This window comes from Paenibacillus albidus, assembly GCF_014644435.1.
Lineage (GTDB): Bacteria > Bacillota > Bacilli > Paenibacillales > Paenibacillaceae > Paenibacillus_AQ > Paenibacillus_AQ albidus.
On sequence record NZ_BMKR01000007.1, the window covers coordinates 1 to 22,614 of the forward strand.

The 22,614-nt window shown below is 52.5% G+C and carries 18 protein-coding genes; 3 read left to right on the plus strand and 15 right to left on the minus strand.

What is annotated here, in order from left to right; genetic code table 11:
• Positions 1 to 251: 251 nt before the first annotated feature.
• The 14 genes from IEY53_RS09670 to IEY53_RS09735 form a co-directional block, all read right to left on the minus strand.
• Positions 252 to 716: a GNAT family N-acetyltransferase gene (locus tag IEY53_RS09670; protein ID WP_229696069.1), complete on the minus strand. Its 465-nt coding sequence runs from the start codon at positions 714 to 716 to the stop codon at positions 252 to 254.
• Positions 706 to 1,896 carry a formate-dependent phosphoribosylglycinamide formyltransferase gene (purT, locus tag IEY53_RS09675; protein WP_189024850.1) on the minus strand — a complete coding sequence of 397 codons (1,191 nt, stop codon included), beginning with the start codon at positions 1,894 to 1,896 and terminating at the stop codon, positions 706 to 708. The genes IEY53_RS09670 and purT overlap by 11 nt, the downstream gene beginning before the upstream one ends.
• 148 nt (positions 1,897 to 2,044) lie before the next feature.
• Complete coding sequence (locus tag IEY53_RS09680) at positions 2,045 to 5,728, minus strand: dynamin family protein (RefSeq protein WP_189024354.1); 3,684 nt, start codon at positions 5,726 to 5,728, stop codon at positions 2,045 to 2,047.
• 402 nt (positions 5,729 to 6,130) lie between these two features.
• Complete coding sequence (locus IEY53_RS09685) at positions 6,131 to 6,397, minus strand: NAD/NADP transhydrogenase alpha subunit (protein WP_189024356.1); 267 nt, start codon at positions 6,395 to 6,397, stop codon at positions 6,131 to 6,133.
• 2 nt (positions 6,398 to 6,399) lie between these two features.
• Positions 6,400 to 7,110, minus strand: a complete 711-nt coding sequence (gene nth / locus IEY53_RS09690) for an endonuclease III (RefSeq protein ID WP_189024358.1) — start codon at positions 7,108 to 7,110, stop codon at positions 6,400 to 6,402.
• 201 nt (positions 7,111 to 7,311) lie between these two features.
• Entirely contained in the window at positions 7,312 to 10,032 is a 2,721-nt protein-coding gene (locus IEY53_RS09695) for an S-layer homology domain-containing protein (protein WP_189024360.1), read from the minus strand.
• A gap of 76 nt (positions 10,033 to 10,108) precedes the next feature.
• On the minus strand, positions 10,109 to 10,792 hold the full coding sequence (locus tag IEY53_RS09700; RefSeq protein ID WP_229696070.1) for a GerMN domain-containing protein: 684 nt from the start codon (positions 10,790 to 10,792) through the stop codon (positions 10,109 to 10,111).
• Positions 10,793 to 10,901: 109 nt separating this feature from the next.
• The gene (locus IEY53_RS09705; protein ID WP_189024363.1) at positions 10,902 to 12,359 is read right to left on the minus strand and encodes an N-acetylmuramoyl-L-alanine amidase family protein; all 1,458 of its coding nucleotides are present in this window, start codon (positions 12,357 to 12,359) and stop codon (positions 10,902 to 10,904) included.
• 164 nt (positions 12,360 to 12,523) lie between these two features.
• Complete coding sequence (locus IEY53_RS09710; protein WP_189024365.1) at positions 12,524 to 14,077, minus strand: N-acetylmuramoyl-L-alanine amidase family protein; 1,554 nt, start codon at positions 14,075 to 14,077, stop codon at positions 12,524 to 12,526.
• A 203-nt stretch (positions 14,078 to 14,280) separates the two neighbouring features.
• On the minus strand, positions 14,281 to 14,883 hold the full coding sequence (gene leuD, locus IEY53_RS09715) for a 3-isopropylmalate dehydratase small subunit (protein WP_189024367.1): 603 nt from the start codon (positions 14,881 to 14,883) through the stop codon (positions 14,281 to 14,283).
• Positions 14,884 to 14,913: 30 nt separating this feature from the next.
• Positions 14,914 to 16,338, minus strand: coding sequence for a 3-isopropylmalate dehydratase large subunit (leuC, locus tag IEY53_RS09720; RefSeq protein ID WP_189024369.1), 1,425 nt, complete (start codon positions 16,336 to 16,338; stop codon positions 14,914 to 14,916).
• Positions 16,339 to 16,524: 186 nt separating this feature from the next.
• Entirely contained in the window at positions 16,525 to 16,938 is a 414-nt protein-coding gene (locus IEY53_RS09725; protein WP_189024371.1) for a hypothetical protein, read from the minus strand.
• Between the two features lie 36 nt (positions 16,939 to 16,974).
• The gene (locus tag IEY53_RS09730; RefSeq protein ID WP_189024373.1) at positions 16,975 to 17,433 is read right to left on the minus strand and encodes a RidA family protein; all 459 of its coding nucleotides are present in this window, start codon (positions 17,431 to 17,433) and stop codon (positions 16,975 to 16,977) included.
• 21 nt (positions 17,434 to 17,454) lie between these two features.
• The gene (locus tag IEY53_RS09735; RefSeq protein WP_229696071.1) at positions 17,455 to 17,994 is read right to left on the minus strand and encodes a GNAT family N-acetyltransferase; all 540 of its coding nucleotides are present in this window, start codon (positions 17,992 to 17,994) and stop codon (positions 17,455 to 17,457) included.
• Between the two features lie 141 nt (positions 17,995 to 18,135).
• On the opposite strand from IEY53_RS09735, the gene IEY53_RS09740 reads away from it, so the two are divergent.
• Positions 18,136 to 19,047 carry a LysR family transcriptional regulator gene (locus IEY53_RS09740; RefSeq protein WP_189024376.1) on the plus strand — a complete coding sequence of 304 codons (912 nt, stop codon included), beginning with the start codon at positions 18,136 to 18,138 and terminating at the stop codon, positions 19,045 to 19,047.
• A gap of 548 nt (positions 19,048 to 19,595) precedes the next feature.
• Here the strand turns inward: IEY53_RS09740 and IEY53_RS09745 are convergent.
• Positions 19,596 to 19,793, minus strand: a complete 198-nt coding sequence (locus IEY53_RS09745; RefSeq protein ID WP_189024378.1) for a hypothetical protein — start codon at positions 19,791 to 19,793, stop codon at positions 19,596 to 19,598.
• A gap of 439 nt (positions 19,794 to 20,232) precedes the next feature.
• Between IEY53_RS09745 and proB the strand changes: the two genes are divergently transcribed.
• Both proB and IEY53_RS09755 read left to right on the plus strand, forming a co-directional pair.
• Positions 20,233 to 21,336, plus strand: coding sequence for a glutamate 5-kinase (gene proB, locus IEY53_RS09750; RefSeq protein WP_189024380.1), 1,104 nt, complete (start codon positions 20,233 to 20,235; stop codon positions 21,334 to 21,336).
• 30 nt (positions 21,337 to 21,366) lie between these two features.
• Positions 21,367 to 22,614 (plus strand): glutamate-5-semialdehyde dehydrogenase, encoded by a 1,248-nt coding sequence (locus IEY53_RS09755; protein WP_189024381.1) that lies wholly within the window; start codon positions 21,367 to 21,369, stop codon positions 22,612 to 22,614.

Sequence of the window (22,614 nt, forward strand, 5' to 3'; positions counted from 1 at the left end):
GGAGTTTGATTCTATTATCCATGAGTTGTACTTTCCGTGTCCACCTCTTAGTCTAAATCAAATGACCCTCTAATCCTAGTCCATTTAGCCAAAAATGGCTTAACAGGCATAATTAACGGGTTGATTTCCCCCTAATTGTTCAGTATCCAGGAAATCGAAGAATTTAGCGGGCAAATTTCCCTCTAACCTGCTGCTAAAGAGACAAAAAAAAGCCATCCCGCAATCCGGGATGGGATGATCGTAACGTAAAATTATAGCAATGTTTTGCTGAAACGGTAGCCTGCCGATTTCTCGAACCCGATATGCCGGTAGAAAGCATGCGCCGGCGCGCGCTCTACACGGTTGCCGCTTCTCAGGAACAGCTCGCAGCAGCCTTGCTCACGGGCCCATTCTTCCGCAGCAGCCATAAGTCTCTTGCCAAGTCCGTTACCTCTGAGCTCTTCCGATACAATAAGGGCGGTAACCTCAGTAATACAATCCTGCTGTTTGTAATAAGAACTTACCTGCCGAAGCCCGATCATACCCACAACCTCGTTCTCTAATTCAGCAACAAGTGTGCAATGGAAAGGATCATTCGCCATGCTTTCCATTCTCTCTTTCATCACGCTAAGCGTTGTTGGATAGCCGAATTCCCGCAGAAGCGCTGTAACTCTCTCCAAGTCATTCATGCCGCATCTGCGAATTTGCAGTACTGGTGCCTGAGTACTACTGTTCATTCTCATATACCTCCACTTTTAGCATAGACGCCGCCTGCTTGGCTATCGTCCGCGCGATTTCCACATCTTCTGCTGCACTTAATGCGACTGCCATCCGCCGGCCCGGGCGAACTGCCGGTTTGCCGAATACACGGATCTGGGTACGCGGAAGCGCTAGCGCCTCTCCCATCCCGGATACAGTAAAAGCTTGTCCTTCTCCTTCTGCCTTCAGCGTAGCCGAGGCCCCCGGGGTTAGCAGCTGCACCGACTCTACGGGAAATCCAAGGATGGCTCTGACATGTAATGCAAACTGCGATACATCCTGCGTTGCCATGGTCACCATGCCGGTATCATGCGGCCTTGGTGATACCTCACTGAACAAAACTCCCTGATCTGTAAGGAACAGCTCCACTCCAAAAATACCGCGGCCTCCCAGCTGATCGGTCACCGCTTTGGCAATGGACTGCGCTTCTTCCAGCTCCCCGGCAGACATAAAATGCGGCTGCCATGATTCGACATAATCCCCATCCTTCTGGATATGCCCAATCGGCGGGCAAAACACGGTTCCGGACACCGAACGAACGGTCAGCAGTGTGATTTCACTTCTGAACGACACGAAAGCCTCCACAATCACACGTGTGCCTTTGGCTCTTGCTCCCTCAAGCGCGGTGTTCCAGCAAACTTCTGCATCTTCCGGTACACGGCAGATGCTTTGTCCCTTGCCGGAAGAACTCATGATCGGCTTGATCACACAAGGTGTGCCCAGCTCTTCCACAGCCTGGCGCAGCTCATCCAGGCTGTCCGCAAAGCGGTACGCTGCCGTGGGCAGGCCCAGTTCTTCCGCCGCAAGCCGGCGAATGCCTTCACGGTCCATCGTCAGGCGGGCGGCACGTGCCGTCGGAACCACGAAGAAACCTTCCTGCTCGAGTTCCTCCAGTGCATGTGTCGCAATAGCCTCAATCTCCGGCACGATAAGATCCGGTTTCTCCAGGCGGATCAGTGCTTTGAGCGCCTCAGCGTCAAGCATGTCAATTACATAAGAGCGGTGGGCCACACCCATAGCAGGTGCGTGTTCATAACTGTCCACAGCTACGGTCTCTACGCCCAGGCGCTGAGCTTCAATAATGACTTCCTTACCCAGTTCCCCGCTGCCCAGCAGCAGCAGCTTGCGGCTTTGAGCTGAAAAAGGAGCTCCCCACATGGCCATTTCCAACCTCTTTCGGCAATTCGACTGATACGTCCTTTGAATTACAGCAAACGTTGCAGTTTCATTGTAAATTTTCAGACTTCTTTATTTTCATCCATCATTCGTCAGATTGCAAGTGTTCATCGACAATTTCCTACAAACTTCACAGTTGACTTTCCATGATTTCGTCAAAAGAGTGCTCCAACTGCGATAATTGACGTTCGATTGGACCCCAATGCTCTGCAGCGTCACCCCCTTTCAGCAGTTCTGCCATGGCTTCCTCCTGCTCGGCCAGACCCTCACGCAGTCCGGCTGCTGCAACTTGCAGGGCGTGTTCCAGATTCTTGCTGTATCTGTCCAGCAAATGCTGCTCCTGCAGCGCTGCAGCCGAAGCGATAGCCTCCCTGAACACAGGCTCCACTTCGGATTTGACCTTCTCGCGTCCGGGACCTTCAAAGAAATGCCGCGCCGATTTGAAATGTCCCCACAAGCTCAGCCATTCCACCGGTGGAAGCGGACATTCCAGTGTTGCGGGAGACAGCCAGGTTTCCTTGCCCGACTCCACCCCCTCCAAATCCTGCTCGGAGAGTTCCAGTTCTGCCGCTGCGGAAGTAAACGCCGAGCGTACCAGTCCGCGCCCGGCCGCCTCAAGCCGCAGTGTTGTGGCCCACAGCTCCTGCTCCAGCTCACGCTGTGCCGTCCTCCACAGCTCTGCGCCGCAGGCGGCGAAGATCTCTTTCAGGTTCCCGGCATCCTCCCGCAACAGCGAGGGGTGAAACGACTCCTGAAAAAAACGGCCAAAAGCAAACCCCAGCCGCTGCCGGACATGGTAGATCAACTCTCCGCCCTCGCTCCTCAAATCGCGGAACGGGCGTTCTTCAGCCACGACCAGCAACAGCCTTTCTTCCATGCGGCGGCGGCGCTCCTTATGGCGCTGCAGCGCCGCTTCCCGCTCGCCGGATTCCTGCGACTCGAGCGCCCGCCATTCTTCTGCCCGGCTGCGGACAGAAGCAATGCTCTCTCTCGCCGCCTCCAGCGCCAACATAGGTAATTCCTCACCGGCGAAGTTGGACAAGGCTTCCTCGAAGCCCGCAAATCGGGAGCGTGCATAAAGCTCACGGTCATTTGTCAGCTTGGCATCCAGCGCCTGTAGACTGGACAGGGCATAAATTCTCGCAGATGTCAGGCCGCCGGACCGTAAATTCTGCCGGACATGCTCTTTCACCTCATCCAGCTCTTCTTCACTGGAAGCCAGATCCGAAGCGTTGACGATAAAGAACATTTTATCCAGCGCAAAGCTGTCTTTGATCCGGCCCAGCTGAGCCAGCAGGCCCCGGTCCGCTTTGGAGAAGGCATGATTGTAGTAGGTCACAAAACAAATGGCATCCGCATCCTTCATGTACCCAAAGGTGACACCGGTATGGCGCGCGTGCAAGGAATCCGCTCCCGGGGTATCAACCAGCACAATGCCGCTTTCGGTTAGGGGACAGGCATAATACAGATCAATCCCCTGCACAAAACACGCCCGCGTCTCCTCTGCTACCAATTGGCGGTATTCCTCCAGTTCCACTGTCCTTACCGTACCCAGAAGCGGTTCCGCTTCACTCCAGCCCGCCGCAGCTGCCCGCAGAAATCCGATATGCGGCAGAGCCGAGGGATGGATGCCGCTGATTTGCAGCTTGGCCGTTACGGATGTCCAGGTCTCTTTCTGCGGCTCTCCCAGCTGCAGCACACCGAAGGAATGCGTAATGTCTTCCCAGAATTCCGCCGGCTGCTTCATCGTCACTACCGCACTGGCATGGCGGAAATCTCCTTCCGGTGCGAGGATACGTCCTATGGCTGCCGTGGCGGGATGGGGAGACACGGGCAGAATGTCCTCGCCGAGCAAAGCGTTGGCGAAGGAGGATTTGCCCGCGCTGAATGCACCGAACAGCGCGAGTGTGAAGCGGCCGCCGGCGAGGTTCTCCGCCCGCGCCGCCAGACTGCGCGCCGCCGAGGCCATTGCCGGCTCGCCGCGCAGCAGTTCAGCCGCGGCGGTAAGCGTTGCCGCAGCTGCCGAGAGCCGGCGGCGTCCGCCCGCCGGCGAAGCCGGGCCCGCCGCCCAGTCTGGGGCGGCGGGGGCCTTGGCCGCCGCAGCAGCACGCGGCGGCTGCTCTTGCGCGGCGCCCGGCGCTGCCGCGCGCGGGATGTTCCTCACCTCCGGCAGCAGGCCGGGGGTGAGGGTACGGCGCGGCGGCAGCATCGCCGCGAGCGCTTGCGCGCGTGCCGCGGCCGCGCGGTCTAGCGTGGCCACCGCGGCAACGGCACGCGCCTGGCGTGCCAGGGCCTGTTCGCGGCGGTCAAGCGTTGCCCGCCGCTCGTCCAGCAGCGATGGCAGCTGCGCCAGCAGCTCATCGCCCAGGGCCAGCGCGGCACGGCGGAACTGCCCTTTAATTTCGGCCGCCAGATTGCGGCAGAAATTAAGCAGCGCCTCGCCCTCCGCGCCCGTTCCCGGCTTCACTGCAGCCGCCAGCCATTGCTGGCTCACCGCCGGGAAGCTGTTTTTGAGCGTAGTCTCAGCCTCCTCCGCCCAGACTCCAAGCTGCTCGGCCCATGCTCTGACCAGCTGGATCATATGCCATTCCAGCTGGGTAGAAACTTCGCGGCCGAGCAGCTCTTGCCAGGCAGCCAGGCGTTTCTTCTGCTCCTTCTCCCGTTTGGCAGCCGTGGAGAACAGGCCCATGCGGAAGCCGGGACTGACACTAAGCAGATAATCCCCTGTTGCCGATCTAACCTCGGCAGGCATCAGATTGAGATTGTTCAGCAAGTGATCCAGCTCGTTACGCAGCTTGAACCGGGACTGCTCCGGAAGCTCGTTCAGTGCCGTACGTTCCATGGCGACAGAAGCAAGCTCGGCCTCCACAGCTGCAGCTTCCATATCACCCAGCTCTTCGAGTGCAGCATCGCGTTCCTCCTGCTGCTGCTCCCTAAAAGCAGCCAGCGAAGAATCCGCAGCGTGATGGATGGAGCGGGAAAGGCTGTAACCCAGCAACTGCTCCCGTTGCTCCAGGAGATCCGCAATAAGTTCGAGCAGCTGCTCCCAACCGTTAAGCGGATGCTCTTTCACTTTCAGAGAGGTGAACAGGATGCCTGCACACTGAATGCCCCACTCTTGGAAAGCGCTTTCCAGTTGCCGCTGATAGGCCTCAATCGTGATTTCCCGTTCGCGGTGCTTATCGATTTGATTGATAACCAGATAAAGCGGTTTTCCCCAGTCACTGAGGTTTTTGGCAAATGCCAGATTGTTCTCGGACTGCACATGGTTGTAATCCATCACATAGAACACCACATCCGCCAAATGCAGCGCAGAGCGGGTCGCCGCCTGATGTCCATCATCCGTGGAGTCTACACCGGGGGTATCCATGAGCACCCCATGGGCTCCAAGCAGAGGCACCTCTTCCCATACTTCGATTGCGGAGTAATCTCCTCCGTTTCGGCAGTAGACCTGCAGCTTCTCCGGTGTCGTCTCATATGGGAGGACATCGGCTTGTCCTGGTTCCGTTCTGGGATAGATCAGCACACGCGGTGTTCCGCTGCGGATCGAGACAATATTGGCACTGGTCGGCACCGGCCCGGAAGGTAACACGGTGCTGCCGCACAGTTTATTGATCATACTTGATTTTCCTGCCGAAAAATGTCCGCAAAAAGCGATTGTCAGCTCCCCCGCGAGCTCTTTCTGCTGCAAGTCAGCATAGATACGCTCACTTTCCTCGTCGCCCTGCTGCTCCATGAATTGCCTCAGCCGGGAAAGCGGCGACGCTGTTTCCTTACTGGTACCGCTCTCCATCCTGGCTTGCTTTGCACCCATTCCCGTCCACCTCTGTTTCTATTTCAACGTTTATCCAAGTCATTGTCTTAGTAATAATAATTACATTTTATCACCTGTTTGCCACAAATCAAATACACACTACTTACAAAATAACCTATAATCCTTTACGAAACGAGCCGTTGTTCCAATCGCTGTTATCCCCAAGCTTTTATTTATTCTCCTTAGCGGTGAAAATCCGGGGACAAAGGCGAACGCTATCGCTTTTCCGCGGGTCGTTCCGTCCTCTCCGCTGTTTAAGCGGGGGGTTCGGAGATTTCTACCTTGGGGCTTACAAAAACACAAAGCAGCGATTCTCCGGTTATTGGAGAATCGCTGCTTTGCTGACTTAGTACGGTTACTATATATCTTGCACCAAAAACTCCCCAAAAATGAGAGATTCTTTTAAGCTGTTTCCAGTACAGGAAGCAGAATTTCAAATACTTTACCATGCTGCAGAATGGTCACTCCACGGGATTTATCTCTCATGACCACAACTTCAGGCTTTTGGGACATACGCTCCAAGTAATGCTCAGGCACATCGCCGGAATTGCTGATCGTGATGCCTTCGACTTCCTGTTCTTCATTTTCTTCGAGTGAGCTGTCCACTACCCGGTCAAAAATATCCGAAAATACTTCAAAATTGTCAGTGTATACAGAAATGCATTTCATCTCTATCCCATCCTCTTCTTCATCTCTAACTCTTTACTCCGGGGTCTATGATCTTTAGCTTTCCTGATCGTAGATGTTTTCATACGTTTCTTGCCCTCACGGCACACATCCAGAAGCGGACAGAGCTGACATTTGGGATTCTGCGCCTTGCAGTGGTATCGTCCAAAAAAGATCAGCCGGTGGTGTGTCAGTGTCCATTCGTCGCGCGGCACCGCCTTCATCAGCTTCTTCTCCACTTCCAGAACCGAGTCTTTCCACCCGGCCAGCGCAAGCCGTTTCGCGACCCGTTCCACATGCGTATCCACAGCGATGGCCGGAACGCCAAAAGCGTTGGAAACGACCACATTGGCTGTTTTGCGGCCCACCCCGGGCAACGTCACCAGCTGGTCATGCGCCTCCGGCACTTCTCCCCCATACTGTTCAATCAGGATGGCGCACAGGTTCTGGATATGCTTGGCTTTATTACGGAATAAGCCGATGCGCCGGATATCGCCTTCAAGCTCCTCCAGGGGTACGGAGATGTAATCGTGAGGGGTTTTATACTTTTGGAAAAGGTCCTCAGTTACTTTATTCACCGTTGCGTCCGTACATTGGGCAGACAATAACACCGCTATTGTTAATTCAAAGGCGTTGCTATGATTCAGCTCACAATGCGCATCCGGGAACAGGTCTCCAATGGTATCCAAAATGTGGCGGACCTCTGCAACCTTCATAACGTCCCCTCCACAGAGTAATGAAACTCGGCCGAGCCATACTCTTAAATTTATTGAAGAAATATAAGTAAAGTATGTATTGTAACGTATAGCTTCATACATTTCAATACATAACCCGCCTTATATTTCAAAAAAAACGCCCTGACGCAGGCAAGCCCCTGCGCCAAGACGGTGTTCCACCTGGAAAATCACCATACGTCCTTATTGCTTCACAATCTCAACGATAATACCATTATTGATATATAATACAATATTATCATTTTCTTTGAGAGATTGCACGGATAATGTCGTGTCACCTTGATGAATATATGCGTTTGGAGACACACGGAAACGGTAGTTGTTATCATTCAGATTCGCACGTTTGACCAGAAGCTCACTCGTTGTGGTTTCATAACGCCAGAAAATCCGGTTCGCTTGGCTCAAAACATTGATAATCAGTGCTCCGTTCGCATCCTTGCGCACTTCCACGCGGTCGGCAGTTGTCACGTTCCCAAGTGCAGTTGTTGTGGTGCCGTCACGGATAATTTTCACCCCGGCACTGGCCGTGAAGTTCTGAACCGCACCGGCATAATCCTTCACGCTAAGGGTACCGGAAGCAGCATCCACAGCGGCAACTTGTCCGGCAGTACGTTTAACAAACTGCACCGAAAGCGGGGTTGTTCCGTCGAAAGTCACATTGATGAATTCTCCCGATACCAGCTCGGTCAGCTTGACGGCCTGGCCGGCTTCATTCGTTAATGGTATCGCCTGCGTATTGATCTCGCTGACCCCTCCGCTCCATTTCACGCCGATTTTGTTCGTTCCCGAGTTGACGGTAGCTGCTTCAAGCTGTGTCACCATTCTCGCTTTAAGAACCTGTACAACATCCTGGCTGCCTGACAATATAGCGGTTATCGGGCTGCCGATAGGCACGTCCGTAATCGTCGGATTAAGTACACCGAACATGTCCACTGCCTGCGGATAAGACAGGGTCAAACTTTGTCCGTCGCTGACTTTGATCACCATATGACGTGCATTCGTATTCACTTCTGTCAGCGTACCCTCATATTTCGTAACGACCTCCAGGGAAATAGCACGCTCACCGATCCCTTTCACGTTTACCTTGCGATTCTGGGTAAGTCTTGCACCAACGCTGCTCAGGACTGGCGATACTCCGTCGTAGATCAATTTGGTTTTGTCATCCAGCAGGAAGACATGCGGCTTTCCGCTGCTGTCCTTGACTGTCAGCAACTGTGTTTTGGCATTGTAATCTACCACTGCGGCCCCATCAAGCTGCTCGATTTGACGTTTAAGCACTTCGATTTTGGTCACCTGATCGCTGCTGTTCAATGTAAGCTGGATGTTATCCCCGCCTACCGGGTCTGCAATCAGATCATCGATCACGGGCACGGCCATATTCGGAATGACAATAACCGGTGCCGTTCCCAGCAGCTTCACCTCACGTGTACCATCAGCCTTTTTATAAACCACCGAAGATTTGGTCATTTCATTCAATGTTCCCTGAACCGTCCGCTCTATGCCTTCGGTTACCTCTACGGATCGGATCATATTATCCTGAACCGTATACTTAACTGCCGCACCCGTCTTCAGATCTGCAGGAAGCAGAACCGAGCTCTGTGTACGGAACAGGGAAGTGCCATCCTCCCACTTAAAGGTTTCTTCTTTGCCGGCGGCATTTTTGAACGTAATACTCTTCCCGGTCAGATCCACACTTTGAATGGTGCCTGAGGCCGTTTTATTGATAATCCCGGAGGTGACCTGAACGCTCACCACTTTATGAGCGCCCGTGTAGGTTTCGCGCTGCAGTGTAACCGTGCTGTCCGCAACGAGTGCTGCGGGATCGATTTTGTCTCCATTCACATCCACAAAAGTCGTTGCTTCATCATAAGTATATTCGGTGAAACCAGTCGCTGATTTCAACCATATTTTGTTGCCTGGTGCTACCATAGCAAAATTACCCGATAGACTTTCTACCTGTTGTACCGGATCAGTAACCTCAACATAAACAGGACTGTAGGTGGCGCCTATTACAGTAACTTTCGTATGGGGCTGAATATCACTCAGGTTGATACGGGTTTCGGAGGCACTGGTGAAGTAGGCCGTGTTCGCCCCCAAATTATAGACGGAAGAACTTCCGCCTGCATATAAAGTAAGCTTGCCATCCGCCAGTGCACTTACTGTACCTTTGATCGTATTGTCATATTCCAGGGTTGTTTGCGCTTCTGCCCGGCTAAAAAAGGTAGCCAGCTGTGCTCTTGTCACCGCTCCTTGCGGATCAAAACGGTTCCCGTCCAGTCCATTGGCCAGCCCAAGCTTCACGGCAAGATTAATAACCCCCCGCTTGTTCGCTGAAACCTTTGCATCATCGGCAAAGCCGGTTGGCTCGGTGGCATAAGCGGCTGCATCGGCATTTTTGCCAAGCGAACGCACCAGCATTTCGGCAATCCATTCACGGGTAGCCTTGCGTTCTCCCCAAGGCGTCTTTAAATTGTCGGCTGCCATTTCGGTTGTTTTGTCCAACAGCCCTTGCTGGAAAGCCAGCACCACATAATTTTTGAAATAATTGGATACTACAAACTCTTCAGGCAGGGCTACCATGGTTTCGCTGTTCACTTTATCCTGGATTTTCATGAAACGAAGGGCCATAAGCACCGCTTCCTGCTGGGTAACAGAGTCTCCGGGACGGAACAAACCGTTATTGCCGACAATGATCCCTTGGGAGGCCAGTTTATAGATATGTTTTTCAGCCCAAAAGCCTGTCTTCACATCACTGAATATTCCGGAAGCTGCCGAGGTTGCTGCACCGGGTTTGGTGGTTTGAGCTCCAGCTGCCGGCTCCAGCGCAAACACCGCTCCGCCTCCGCCAAAAGCCAGGGCTCCGGCCAATACTGCCGACACCGCTCTAGCAGAATAAGTTATCATGGGACGTTTTAATCTCTTTTGATCTGACAAATGGTTATTCCCCTCTCTATGAACAAATAAATGCAAGACTTATACGTTATTCACTCGCGCTCTCCCGGGTTATCGGATGCTCGAGATCCACATGTCCCATCAGACTCTCCACTTGCTGCCCGTCCACAAGCACATCCAGGCTCTTCACTTCTTCAAATTGGAAAAAAGTCTTAGTCAGCGCACTGATTGCCATGGCTTCACCGCCAGCACCCAACTGGGCCTCCTCCGGTTTGTGGATATCAATAATCACTTGACCATCCTCAACCTTCAGGGATTTAAGTTCGATCTTGCCCCACAGGGATACTTGATCCTGCTTTTCGCTGGTTTGCAGGGCCTTGTAGGCTTCCGTATATTTTTCCAGATCGCTGGTAAAGCTGATTTTTGCCTGGGCAGCTACAAGATCCATTTGCTGGTTGTCCGTATAGTAGACTTCAATGCTCTGACTCTGTTTCTCTACAGCTGCCGACGGCGAGGGGGTAGGACTTGGTTCGCTGGTGGCCGGATTACTGCTCTCCGGAGTCGGTTCAGGGGTATTCTCCACATCCTGCACGACTTCCTCCGGGGCCGTATTATCACTGTTATCCGTGTTATTCCCGGCGCCGCTGACAACAGCAGGCGTTGCAATCCCGCCCTCGTTCACAGGAGCAGCCGCAGGTTTGTCTCCACAGCCCGCAATTACCACCAGTAGCAGTGCGGCTATACTTGCATAACCCAATCTTTTGTTTATCATCGTTGACGCCTCCTTTAGAAGAATGTAGGCAGACCGATGCCGCAAAGTCTACCGGCCCCATTAGACGGGCAGGACGCTGACTTTGCGGCGTTTGTCTGCCGCTTGGCTGTTATTGTATACCGAGATATTCCTTAATGCCACTAACCATGGATGCAGCCACTTTGTTCTGCAGATCTTCGGTGAAAAGAAGCGCTTCATCCTTCTTGTTGCTGAGATATCCGACTTCCAGCAGTACGGCAGGCATCTTGGTTTCCCTGATGACATGGAAGTTCCCGCTGCGTACTCCCCGGTCGCTTAGCCCTGTAGCCTGTACCAAATATTTATGCATCACTTTGGCCAAAGCCTTGCTGGCTTCACGTTTGTAATAGGTCTCCGTCCCGCTCGCAGAAGAAGAACCGCTGCTGTTGGCATGCACGGAGATAAATAAATCCGCCTTGAGGTTGTTGGCAATGGCTACCCGTTCCTTCAATTCCAGGAAAGTATCGTCGCTGCGCGTGAGCACTACATCGAACTTGTCTTCCTGTTTCAGCAGTTCCGCCGCTTTCATGACAATCGCCAAATTAAAATTCTTCTCATACTTCCCGGTGACACCGACGGCACCGGAGTCTTTTGCACCATGACCGGCGTCGAGCACAATAAGCTTGCGGCCGCTTGAGCCCGGCTGGGTGGTGGTGTCTTCCGGACTGGCAGCATTCAGGTCAATAACCACAAGCTTCGTGCTGTCTCCCGTAACGCTGACATTATAATTCTTCGGGTTATTCAGATCGAGTACAAAACGTACGGTATAAGGTACTGTATTATACAGCGAGTAGCGTATCTTCGACACGTCAGGATAATCCGTCACTACCATCTGGCCGTTCAGATTGGGGTCCAGTTCCTGGCCGGATCCGAACATATCGGAGAAAGTGGCATTCGGCAAATCCACAACAATCCGGTCGGGATTTTTCTGCACCGTAACTTTGGGAACGGCATTCCCCTCCATGGCAATTGCGAAACGGTTCTCGCTGAAGCTTATGCCATTGACAATTGTCAAATTCTCCGCGCTACCTGTCTCAGGTACGACTACACTTGTTCCGCCACCTGTTGTTCCGCCACCTGTTGTTCCATCATTTGGGTTGCTGTTATCACTGGGTGGTTGCGGGGTAATAAGATTTACAATCTTCTTCGTATTGTCCCATTCTACAGTCAGCCCGAACTGTTCCCCAATGAAACGAATCGGTACCAGTGTCGTATTATTGCGCAAGAGCGGAGCCGTAGTCAGAATTACGGTCTTGTCATCTACAGAGGCGGCTGTCTGATCCACAACCAGCTTGATGATTCTGCCTTGCTGTTCAATGCTTACCGTCTTGCTTGACTGATCCCAGCCTACCTGGTAGCCAAGGTTCTCGGCGATCATTCTCAGCGGCACCATAACCGTGCTATTCACATTCTCAACCGGGACGTTCTGCCCTGATGTAATATCATTGCCATCCAGAACAATCGTGTTCTTGATGGAGGCAGCCTGTCCATGCTCCGGCACAACCAGTACAAAGAGCAGCAGCAACAGCATAAATCCAAATTTCTTCATTCTTCACCTCTAAGAATCTAGTATTCCGCCTGAGAACGGCGTTCATGATGACACATGCCACCGGCAACCTTCGACATTCATTAGACGCCGCTTATGCGCAAAAGTTGCGAATATATTCCAAGCAAAAACAGCTTTTCATAGAGTCAAGAATGATATACACAGATCTAAAGACCCAAATATTCCTTGATTCCCGCTGCAATTTCCCGGGCCAGATTGTCCTGCAGAGCCTCGCTGTAGAGCGCAGCCTCATTTCCCGGATTGGTCAGATACCCGGCTTCCAGCAGCACAGCCGGCATACTGCTTTCACGAGTAACATGAAGACTTTTGCTCTTCACACCGTTGTCCTTGAAGCCCGTTCCCGCTACCAGATGCTTATGCATAATTTCAGCCAGGGGCAGGCTTGCACTGCGGCTGTAATACGTTTCGCTTCCGTTCACCTTAGCCCGGTTAGGGTGGTTCTCAGGAAGTGAGTTGGCGTGCAGCGAAACGAACAGATTGGCTTTGGCCGCCTCCGCTATTTTGACACGGTCCTGCAGGCCCAGCGTAATATCGTCTGTCCGTGTAAATATTACTTCTACAAGTCCTTCCTGCAAAAGAAGCTCCCCGGTTTTGCGGATGACCGCCAAATTAAAATCCTTCTCTTTCTTTCCCGATGGACTGACTGCACCCGGCTGGGAGCCGCCATGTCCCGCATCCAGCACCACGACCGGCTTACCAGTGCCTGGAGTTACAGGATTTGCAGGCGGATTCGCCTGAACATTAAGATCAATGGTAACCAGCCCTGTGCTTGCATCCGTACTGAGCTGATACGGCTGACTGGCAGCTGTTTCAATGACAAAACGCACCGTTGGCGGGCTCTGGCTGAACAAGGCATACCGGATCTCTGATACGGACGGATAACCGGTCACATCCAGCATTCCCTGCGGACTGCCGTTGCCGGCTACCCCATTCATGCTTCCGGAAAATTCTGCGGCAAATGCTGCTCCCGGAAAATCGACTATGATCCGGTGCGGACTGTCTGCCGTGGATACATTTGGCTTCACAGAGCCCGTAAGCGCGATCATGAGCTTATTCTCTGTGAATACCGCTCCGTTGACCAGCGGCTGGCCGACAGGCGTACCAGGACTGCCTGGAGTTGGCGACGGGCTGGCTCCGCCAGGTACCGCGCCTTGATCTGTTCCGCCGGCAAGCGGAGGCGTTACAGTTGTTGGCGTTGCAGCCGGAGTGTCCGTCGGCACAGGGGCTGAGTTGTCTCCCCCTATACTAGCTGAGCCGCCTGTAAGGTAGACAATTTTGTCGCTGTTATCCCAGCCTACCTTGAGGCCAAACTGCTCGCTGACAAAACGGATCGGAACCAGTACGGTGCCGCCGGTCTGTTTGGGCGCCGCGTTCAGATCCAGCGTCACTCCGTCGGCCGTGGCCGTTTTGCTTCCCACTGCCAGTTCAACACTTTTATGATCCTGCTGAACGGTGACCCTTTTGGATTTCTGCTCCCAAAGCACCTCAAATCCCAGATTCTCCACGACCACACGGATCGGAATCATAACGCTTCCATTCACGTTCTCAAGCTTGATCCCCTTGGGCATGGTTAGCTCCTGGTTGTCCAGAATGATCTTGCCCGCGCTGTTTCCGGCAGCAGCAGCCTTATCGCCGGCAAATGACAAGAACAGCAATGGCAGAATCAACAGCAAGAATAAACGGTGTCCGGCTCTTCTCATCCTTTTCTCTCCTTTGACAAGTAATAGATACATAGAACAGATAAATAGAACTCAAGTACCAGACGACAGAAACTACCAAAAGTTACCTCTGTCGGCAACGAATATATCGATTATAGCAAAAAAACTTCTATTTCCGACACCCGGAAATAGAAGTTTTGCGTAAATTTTGTAAAGTTTTCGTTCTTCACCAGCTTTTGCCGGGCTTACCCGAACAATTTAGCGGTGTGGCGTTCCTCATAAGCAGTAATATCATCGGCATGCTGAAGTGTCAGACCGATATCATCGAGCCCCTGCAGCAGGAACTGGCGGCGGTGCTCATCCAGTTCAAAATTAATCTTCAGACCATAATCATCGCTAAGCGTATTGTTCTCCAGATCTACGTGCAGCACGTAGCCGTCATGCTCGGCGGTGCGGCTGAAAAGCTCATCCACCTGCTCCTCGGACAGCTTGACCGGCAGGATGCCATTCTTAAAGCAGTTATTGTAAAAAATATCCGCATAAGAAGGAGCGATTACCGTTTTGAAGCCATAATCCATAATAGCCCAAGGCGCATGCTCCCGGGAGGAGCCGCAGCCAAAGTTAGCCCGCGAGATCAGAACAGAAGCCCCTTGATAACGGGGTTTGTTCATTTCAAATTCCGGATTGTCGTTGCCGGCTTCATCAAAACGCCATTCATAGAACAAAAATTGCCCAAAGCCGGTACGTTCAATCCGTTTCAAAAATTGCTTCGGAATAATCGCATCCGTATCTACATTAACCCGGTCCACCGGTGCTACAATCCCTGTCAGTTTCTTAAAAGCATCCATAGTTAGTACCCTCCCGCTTCTCTATCAATCTTATACGCCTACGGCTTCGGTCTTATAGTTCCAATCGCGAATATCGGTAAAATGGCCTTTGATTGCAGCCGCAGCCGCCATTGCAGGCGATACCAGATGCGTACGTCCGCCGCGTCCCTGGCGTCCTTCAAAGTTACGATTTGAGGTCGATGCGCAGCGCTGTCCCGGCTGCAGAACATCCGGATTCATCGCCAGGCACATACTGCAGCCTGCATCGCGCCACTCAAACCCGGCTTCCGTAAAGATTTTATCCAGACCTTCTTTTTCTGCCTGCATCTTCACGCGTCCGGAGCCCGGCACCACAATCGCCGTCACTTTACCCGATACCGAGTGGCCTTTGGCAACCTGTGCCGCCGCTCGCAAATCCTCAATGCGGCCGTTAGTGCAGGAGCCGATGAAGACATAGTCAATGCCAATTTCAGAGATCGGTGTGCCTGGTACCAAATCCATATATTCAAGCGCTTTTTCAGCCGCTTTGCGTTCATTCTCTGTCGTGAAGTCAGCCGGATTCGGCACGCTTGCCGTGATATCCGTGCCCATGCCCGGGCTGGTTCCCCAGGTTACCTGCGGGATGAGTGTTTCTACATCAAAATAAACCACTGTATCGTATTCCGCGCCCTCATCACTAACAAGCTTCTTCCACTCTTCAACAGCAACGTCATATGCTGCACCTTGCGGCACATACTGACGGCCGCGCAGGTAGTTGAATGTAGTCTCATCCGGTGCAATCAGACCGGCTCTGGCTCCGCCTTCGATCGACATATTGCAGACCGTCATGCGCTCTTCCATGGACAACTCGCGGATGGCTTCGCCTGTATATTCAATGACATACCCTGTTGCAAAATCCGTGCCGTATTTGGCAATTACGCCGAGAATCATGTCCTTGGCGGTTACGCCGGGATTGCGTTTGCCTGTAAAGCGGATTTCCATCGTCTTGGCCTTGGACTGCTGCAGACATTGGGTAGCAAGTACATGCTCCACTTCACTTGTGCCGATCCCGAATGCCAAAGCGCCGAAAGCGCCGTGGGTGGAAGTGTGGCTGTCGCCGCAGACGATCGTTTTGCCCGGATGGGTCAGACCGATTTCCGGCCCCATAACGTGCACTACACCTTGATCGATATCATTCAGATCGAATAGTCTCACGCCGAAATCACGGCAGTTCTGCGAGAGTGTGTCGATTTGTTGTTTGGAGATTGGATCTGTAATATTAAAACGGTCCTTGGTAGGCACATTGTGATCCATGGTTGCAAAGGTAAGCTCCGGACGGCGAACCTTGCGGTTGCTGAGACGCAGACCTTCAAAGGCTTGCGGAGAAGTTACTTCATGAACCAGGTGGAGGTCGATATACAAAATGCTTGGTTTGCCCTCTTCTTGATGAATAACGTGATTGTCCCAAATCTTTTCAAACATTGTCTTCTTGCTCATGATTTCACCTCATCTTAGAATCGTACATTGGAAGAGAGCGTGGAGTCTCTCTTTAATGTTCTAAATATAACATCACCCTGTTTATAATTCCAAGATATGATATCTATAAATCTTATAGGGGTGGCCTATAAGGCGGATAGTGTAAATTGCGCAACACAAAGGTACATTTTTTGGGGAGGGGCGTATTTAAAATTGTCTTGCACTTACATTAATATCAAGGGAAGTTCCATTAGTGCTGTATATGTAGACTTTATAAGTACCTGTCAGACCAATGCCTAATTGATCTTCAAATGATATTGGTTCCTGTGAACGGGCAGCCACTGGAACATCAAAATATACTGAACCGTTACGTGTTACTTGAAATTGAACTGAAACGTTACTGTTATTTTGCATCCACACCTTTAAACTGCTTCCGTTAGATGGAGCTAAAGTAAATTCATTTTGAAAAGCCCCTCCCGTATGGTGAGTATTTATCACCTGCGACTCTAAAATTGAAACTTCAGATAATGATGAGCGTTCCGGAGATGCTGAATCTAAAAAAACAGTATTTGGTGAAAGAAGTAAGGCTGCGGCCAAAGCGAATCGTAATACTCCCACCATAATAAGCACCTCCCGATAGTTTCACTTTAACTCGCCCTAATCCACAATCTCAAAAATCGAATCCACAATAAGCGGCAGGTTGTCCCGGACCGAAACGGCACCGAACACCGAACGGGCATGCATGCCCCGATCACCGAACACCTCCAGCAGCAGGTCGGAACACCCGTTCAACACTTTATGGTGCTCTTCAAATTGCGGGTCGGCATTGACGAAGCCCTGAATTTTGACCACTCTTTTGACTCTGTCCAAGGATCCCAGCTCCGACTTCAGCACCGCCAGGATCTCTATACCGGTCAACCTGGCAAAGGCATAACCTTCTTCTGTAGTGAAGTCCTGCCCAAGCTTTCCTTTGGGTTTGCCTGCGGGACCCTTTCCCGATACAAACAACAATCCGTTTACGTTGACGCAGTTGGCATATTTGGCCGCGGGCTCGCTGGCCACAGGCAGCTTAATGCCCAGTTCCTGTAGTCTTTGCTCGATCGCTTGCTCCGGCATTTGTAGCCCTCCTTCAGGTAATCACTTCTCGATGGCAAACATCAGATGTTCTTTCCAGACTCCGTTCACTTTTACCTGCTGACTGCCTGCCTCCGTGAACCCTGCCTTGCGGAGTACACGGATTGAGCCGGTGTTATCCGGCAATGCCCCAGCTTCTACACGCTTAATCCCTGCCTCCATAAAAGCAAAATTCAGCACCAATTGGATCGCTTCACTCATATACCCTTGCCCCTGGTGCGCCTGTTCCAGGACATAACCTACAATCCATTTCTTCCCCGAATCAAGCAGCAGTTCAAACAGCGAGATATCACCAATTAATTCCCCGGTGGCAACCAGGAAAATCCCGAAGGAATAACGTTTCCCCTCTTCCCGGGCCCGTGTCCACCCCTCAATAAGTGCGGTCTGTGCTTCAAGGGTATAGAAGGATTCGGAACGGTCACTTACTGAAATCTCTTCAAACATTCTTTGGTTGCGCAGCTGCAAATCCAGCATATCCCCGGCATCGGCTGTCTCCAGATATCTTATGGTTATCCGTTCCCCGGCTTCTTTATATTTCTTCAAATGTACTTCCGCCTCCTTCTCTTCAGTTTAGCAGTCCCCTAAAAGGATGTACAACTCATGGAGCAGAACAGTCCTATATGTAAGAAGTGTAGTTATAGGTTATACTTATAAGTATTCTAGATACAAGCAAGGAGTTCTCTAATGGAACTACGACAACTGCAATACGCGCTGCAAATCGCAGCGGAGCGGAATTTTTCCCGGGCTGCCGACAAACTGCATATCGCTCAACCCTCCCTCAGCCAACAACTCTCCAAGCTGGAAAAAGAGCTGGGTGTGCTGCTCTTTCAACGTAATACCAGCTCGGTGGAGCTGACTCACGCCGGTGCGAAATTTGTGGAGCAGGCACAGATTATCATCGATGCTGTGGAGCTGCTGCGCCAGGAAATGGCCGACATCTCTCAGCTGCGCACCGGACGTGTCGTTGTAGGGAGCATGCCGATCACGGGAGCGCATCTTTTGCCGCATGTGCTGCCTGTTTTTAAACAGAAATATCCCGAAGTGGAGATCACTTTGCTGGAGGACTCCTCCATGAACCTGGAGAAGCTGACGGCCAGCGGCCAGACCGATCTCAGCCTGCTGTCGCTTCCGCTAGAGGTGCCCTCCCTTACCTATGAGGAGCTGGGCGAGGAAAAAATTGACCTGGCCGTCCCCCCTGAGCATCCTTTGGCGGTAAGAAGCGAATCCGGCCTCCGCACCGCGCTTGCGGAACTGGTGAACGAACCTTTTATCGTGCTTAAGGAAGGACAAGGTTTTCGCAAAATGACCGTGGAGCTCTGCCGGGGAGCCGGGTTTGAGCCACGGATCGTGTTCGAAAGCAATAATATGGAGACGGTCCAGTCTCTGGTAGCAACGGGCATGGGCGTTACGCTGGTGCCTCACTTTATCGCCCGCGCACCGCGCAGCGAGTTCGTGCCGGTCTACCTGCCGCTGGAGGAGCCGGTCCCCAGCCGGACTCTGGTTGTGGCTTATCGGCGTGGACGTTATTTGTCCAAGGCGGCAGAAGCCTTTATGGAGACCTTCAAATCCACTGTAGCGGAGCTGACGAAGAGATAAGGACTGCTGAAGACGGCAAATCAAGGATACAGTTTGGTGCCATAAATTGGGCTGTACCTTAAAATATGCTGTTGACAGACTTAACGGACCGGAGAAACGTTATTTCGCGAAATCAGCACATTTTTCTGGTCAAACGGACTCAGGAGCCGCTAAATGATCCATTGACCCCCGTTTTGGGCCAGAGATCATACAATAAGAGCACCTGAATCCGTATAAAAGGACAATACCCTTCGTTGCCTCAAATAAGAGCACCTGAGTCCGCTTCCTAGCACAGCCGGTCCCGGTGACGAGTGGTTGCCGGGACCAAGTCAACCGCTGATTGTAAGATGGATTAAGGGACGTCAGGAGTGAACGTGCGTCAACCTTGGATGAGTTAGTAGATTTCACACGACAGCGGTAGATCCGATATTGCTTCATACGATTCATAGCAGGAAAAAGACGACAGTCTAATCGGAAGTAACCGAATGGACTGTCGTCAATTTGATTTCAGTGGCACCGCCCCGGCAACGGGTGCGGTCTATTTATGGTATCCATTGTCGCAAGCGGTATTATTTACGCAAATTATGCACGCTGGTCAGACGGTTCTGATCATCATCTATACGGGAAGTACTCTGGCTCACCGGACCTTTGGCTCCGGGCTTTCCGGTCTTGTCCTCTACAAATTCACGGATTGCCTGGTTCTGGAATACTGCCGTTTCATTGGAGTCCTGCATCTTTACCTGCTCGGCCTTGTTGCCTTTACTCAAGTCGTATCCACCTCCTGATGACAGATTATAAATAATTACCCGCTCGGCCGCCGGATAAACATAATTCCAGCACAAACCTTCCGCAGGCTGAAATAAATAGGCCCGAATTCCTTTGCAAACCGCCGTACACCATGGTATTCTATAGGACAAATAGTGAAACGTGTTGACGGGACCAGTAAGAACGAGCCTCCCCGCGTCCAGAGAGTAAATTCCGGCCAGGCTGAGAGAATTTACCGCGGGTCCGTTCCGAATCCTACCCCCGAGCGGCCTGCCCTGCAGGACGGATACTCCCGTTACGAGAATGAAGTCGGATGAACCCTCATCAATTAAGGTGGTACCGCGGAAGTTACAAGCTTTCGTCCTTTGCTAAGTCTAAGGATGGGGGCTTTTTGTTGTTTAATTGAACAAATTCTTATTAATCCAGAGGAAGTGAAAGGCAATGACTTCACGAATAGTGGTCAAAATCGGGAGCAGCTCGCTTACCGGTCCGGAAGGCGGATTGAACCGCGAGGCCGTCGCCTTTTTTGCAGCGGAGATTGCACGGCTGAGGCAGAATGGCTCCGAAGTTCTGCTGGTCACCTCCGGGGCAGTAGCTGCCGGATTCCGCAGCATCGGGTATTCGTCCCGCCCCAGGCTGCTCCATGAGAAACAGGCAGCGGCAGCGGTGGGCCAGGTGCTGCTGATGCGGGCCTATCAGGAAGCTTTTGCGGAGCATGGCATTGCCACCGCCCAGATCCTGCTTACCCGCACAGATTTCTGCAGCCGCCGGGCGATGAATAACGCCGTGATGACAGTGGAAGAGTTGCTCAGACAAGGTGCTGTGCCTGTATTTAATGAGAATGATACGGTATCTGTCGATGAACTAAAGTTCGGGGATAATGATACCCTCTCTGCACTTGTCGCCAATCTGCTTAAAGCCAGCCACCTGCTGGTACTGACGGATATGGACGGATTGTACAGCGGAGATCCGCGTAAGTTTCCTGACGCAGTGCGTTATCCGCTCATTGAGGAAATTACGCCGGAGATTTACGCCATCGCCGGTGGGGCCGGCTCAAGTGTCGGCACAGGCGGCATGCGTTCCAAAATTGATGCAGCCAAGATTGCTACACGCGGAGGGGTCCCGGTATTTGTCGGCAGGGCCACGGAAGCCGGCGATTTGGAGCTTGCCGCTTTGGGCAAGGGAAGAGGGACTTATTTTGCCACCACCTTGTCCTCCCTTCCGGTCAAAAAACAATGGCTCGGCTTCATGTCCACCCCGCTGGGCTCCCTTTATGTCGATGAAGGAGCGGCGGAAGCCTTGCTCCATGGCGGCCATAGCCTGCTGCCGGTCGGTGTAAAGCGGACCTTGGGCAACTTCCATGCAGGTGATGTCGTAGAAGTGCTTGGGCCTGATTCCCAGCTGCTTGGGAGAGGCATTGTCAATTATGATGATGCCCAGCTCCGCAGCATTCAGGGCCTGCCGAGCCGGGAGATCGTGCCGAAGCTTGGCGAGGTACACCGGCTGGAAGTCATCCACCGGGATGAATGGATTACGCTGAGATAATAATATATATCTTATTTGGGAGGTTACGCCATGAGTGAAGTTGTACGCAAAGCTAAATTGGCCAAGGAAACCACAGGCGTGCTGGCCAGCTTAACGACCAGCCAGAAGAATGAGGCTCTGCTTGTGATGGCAGAAGCACTCCGTACCGAAGCGCCATCCATCATTGCCGCCAATGCCGAAGATTTGGAGCGGGGCCGCAGGAACGGAACTTCGGAATCCTTGCTGGACCGTCTGGCTCTGGACCCTGGCCGCATCGACAGCATTGCCGAAGGCTTGCAGCAGATAGCGGAGCTGCCCGATCCGGTCGGCGACCGTTTGGAGACCATCGAGCGCCCGAATGGCCTGACCATTGATAAGCTTCGGGTGCCGCTTGGTGTCATCGGCATCATTTATGAAGCCCGGCCAAATGTAACTGTCGATGCTGCAGGGTTATGCCTCAAGACCGGGAATGCCGTGGTGCTGCGCGGCGGCTCCTCCGCCCTCTCTTCCAACCGCAGAATCGTCGAGGTGCTGCATATCGCCCTTGCCGGAACTGCCCTTCCGCCCCATGCGCTGCAGCTGATTGAAGATGCTGACCGTGCCTCGGTTGATGAGATGCTGAAGCTGAACGGTCTGCTGGATGTCATTATCCCGCGCGGCGGCAGTTCGCTGATTCAGAACGTTGTACTTAATGCCACAGTGCCCGTCATTGAGACCGGCGCCGGCATCTGTCATACGTACATTGATGAAAGTGCGCTGCCTGAAATGGCGCTCAGCATCAGCCTGAACGCCAAGGCCCAGCGTCCATCCGTCTGCAATTCCATGGAGACACTGCTGATCCACCGGGATTATGCCAAAGTTCATTTGCCTGCTCTTGCGGAAGCATTCCGTGATGCAAATGTGGAGCTGCGCGGCTGTCCCGAAACTGTGGCTCTGGTTCCATGGGCACTGCCAGCCACCCTTGAAGATTACGCTACAGAATACAACGATTATATTCTTAACCTCAAAATTGTCAGCGGCCTGGATGAAGCCATGTTGCATATCGCCCAGTTTGGAACGAGTCATTCCGAATGTATCGTCACCGAAAATAAAAACTATGCTGCACGTTTCCTGCAGGAGGTCGATGCAGCCGCTGTATATCATAATGCTTCCACCCGTTTCACCGACGGTTTTGAGTTCGGGTTCGGCGCCGAAATCGGCATCAGCACCCAGAAGCTGCACGCCCGCGGACCCATGGGTCTTCCGGCGCTCACTTCAACCAAATATAAAATATACGGCACCGGACAAGTTCGGGGTTAA

Coding starts and splice junctions, on each gene's coding strand:
- IEY53_RS09740 (WP_189024376.1), top strand. CDS start 18,136: ATGGAACTACGACAACTGCAATACGCGCTGCAAATCGCAGCGGAGCGG.
- leuC (WP_189024369.1), bottom strand. CDS start 16,338: ATGAGCAAGAAGACAATGTTTGAAAAGATTTGGGACAATCACGTTATT.
- proB (WP_189024380.1), top strand. CDS start 20,233: ATGACTTCACGAATAGTGGTCAAAATCGGGAGCAGCTCGCTTACCGGT.
- IEY53_RS09710 (WP_189024365.1), bottom strand. CDS start 14,077: ATGAGAAGAGCCGGACACCGTTTATTCTTGCTGTTGATTCTGCCATTG.
- IEY53_RS09705 (WP_189024363.1), bottom strand. CDS start 12,359: ATGAAGAAATTTGGATTTATGCTGTTGCTGCTGCTCTTTGTACTGGTT.
- nth (WP_189024358.1), bottom strand. CDS start 7,110: ATGAAGGTTGCAGAGGTCCGCCACATTTTGGATACCATTGGAGACCTG.
- IEY53_RS09700 (WP_229696070.1), bottom strand. CDS start 10,792: ATGATAAACAAAAGATTGGGTTATGCAAGTATAGCCGCACTGCTACTG.
- IEY53_RS09755 (WP_189024381.1), top strand. CDS start 21,367: ATGAGTGAAGTTGTACGCAAAGCTAAATTGGCCAAGGAAACCACAGGC.
- IEY53_RS09670 (WP_229696069.1), bottom strand. CDS start 716: ATGAACAGTAGTACTCAGGCACCAGTACTGCAAATTCGCAGATGCGGC.
- IEY53_RS09685 (WP_189024356.1), bottom strand. CDS start 6,397: ATGAAATGCATTTCTGTATACACTGACAATTTTGAAGTATTTTCGGAT.
- IEY53_RS09725 (WP_189024371.1), bottom strand. CDS start 16,938: ATGGTGGGAGTATTACGATTCGCTTTGGCCGCAGCCTTACTTCTTTCA.
- IEY53_RS09730 (WP_189024373.1), bottom strand. CDS start 17,433: ATGCCGGAGCAAGCGATCGAGCAAAGACTACAGGAACTGGGCATTAAG.
- leuD (WP_189024367.1), bottom strand. CDS start 14,883: ATGGATGCTTTTAAGAAACTGACAGGGATTGTAGCACCGGTGGACCGG.
- IEY53_RS09680 (WP_189024354.1), bottom strand. CDS start 5,728: ATGGGTGCAAAGCAAGCCAGGATGGAGAGCGGTACCAGTAAGGAAACA.
- IEY53_RS09695 (WP_189024360.1), bottom strand. CDS start 10,032: ATGATAACTTATTCTGCTAGAGCGGTGTCGGCAGTATTGGCCGGAGCC.
- purT (WP_189024850.1), bottom strand. CDS start 1,896: ATGTGGGGAGCTCCTTTTTCAGCTCAAAGCCGCAAGCTGCTGCTGCTG.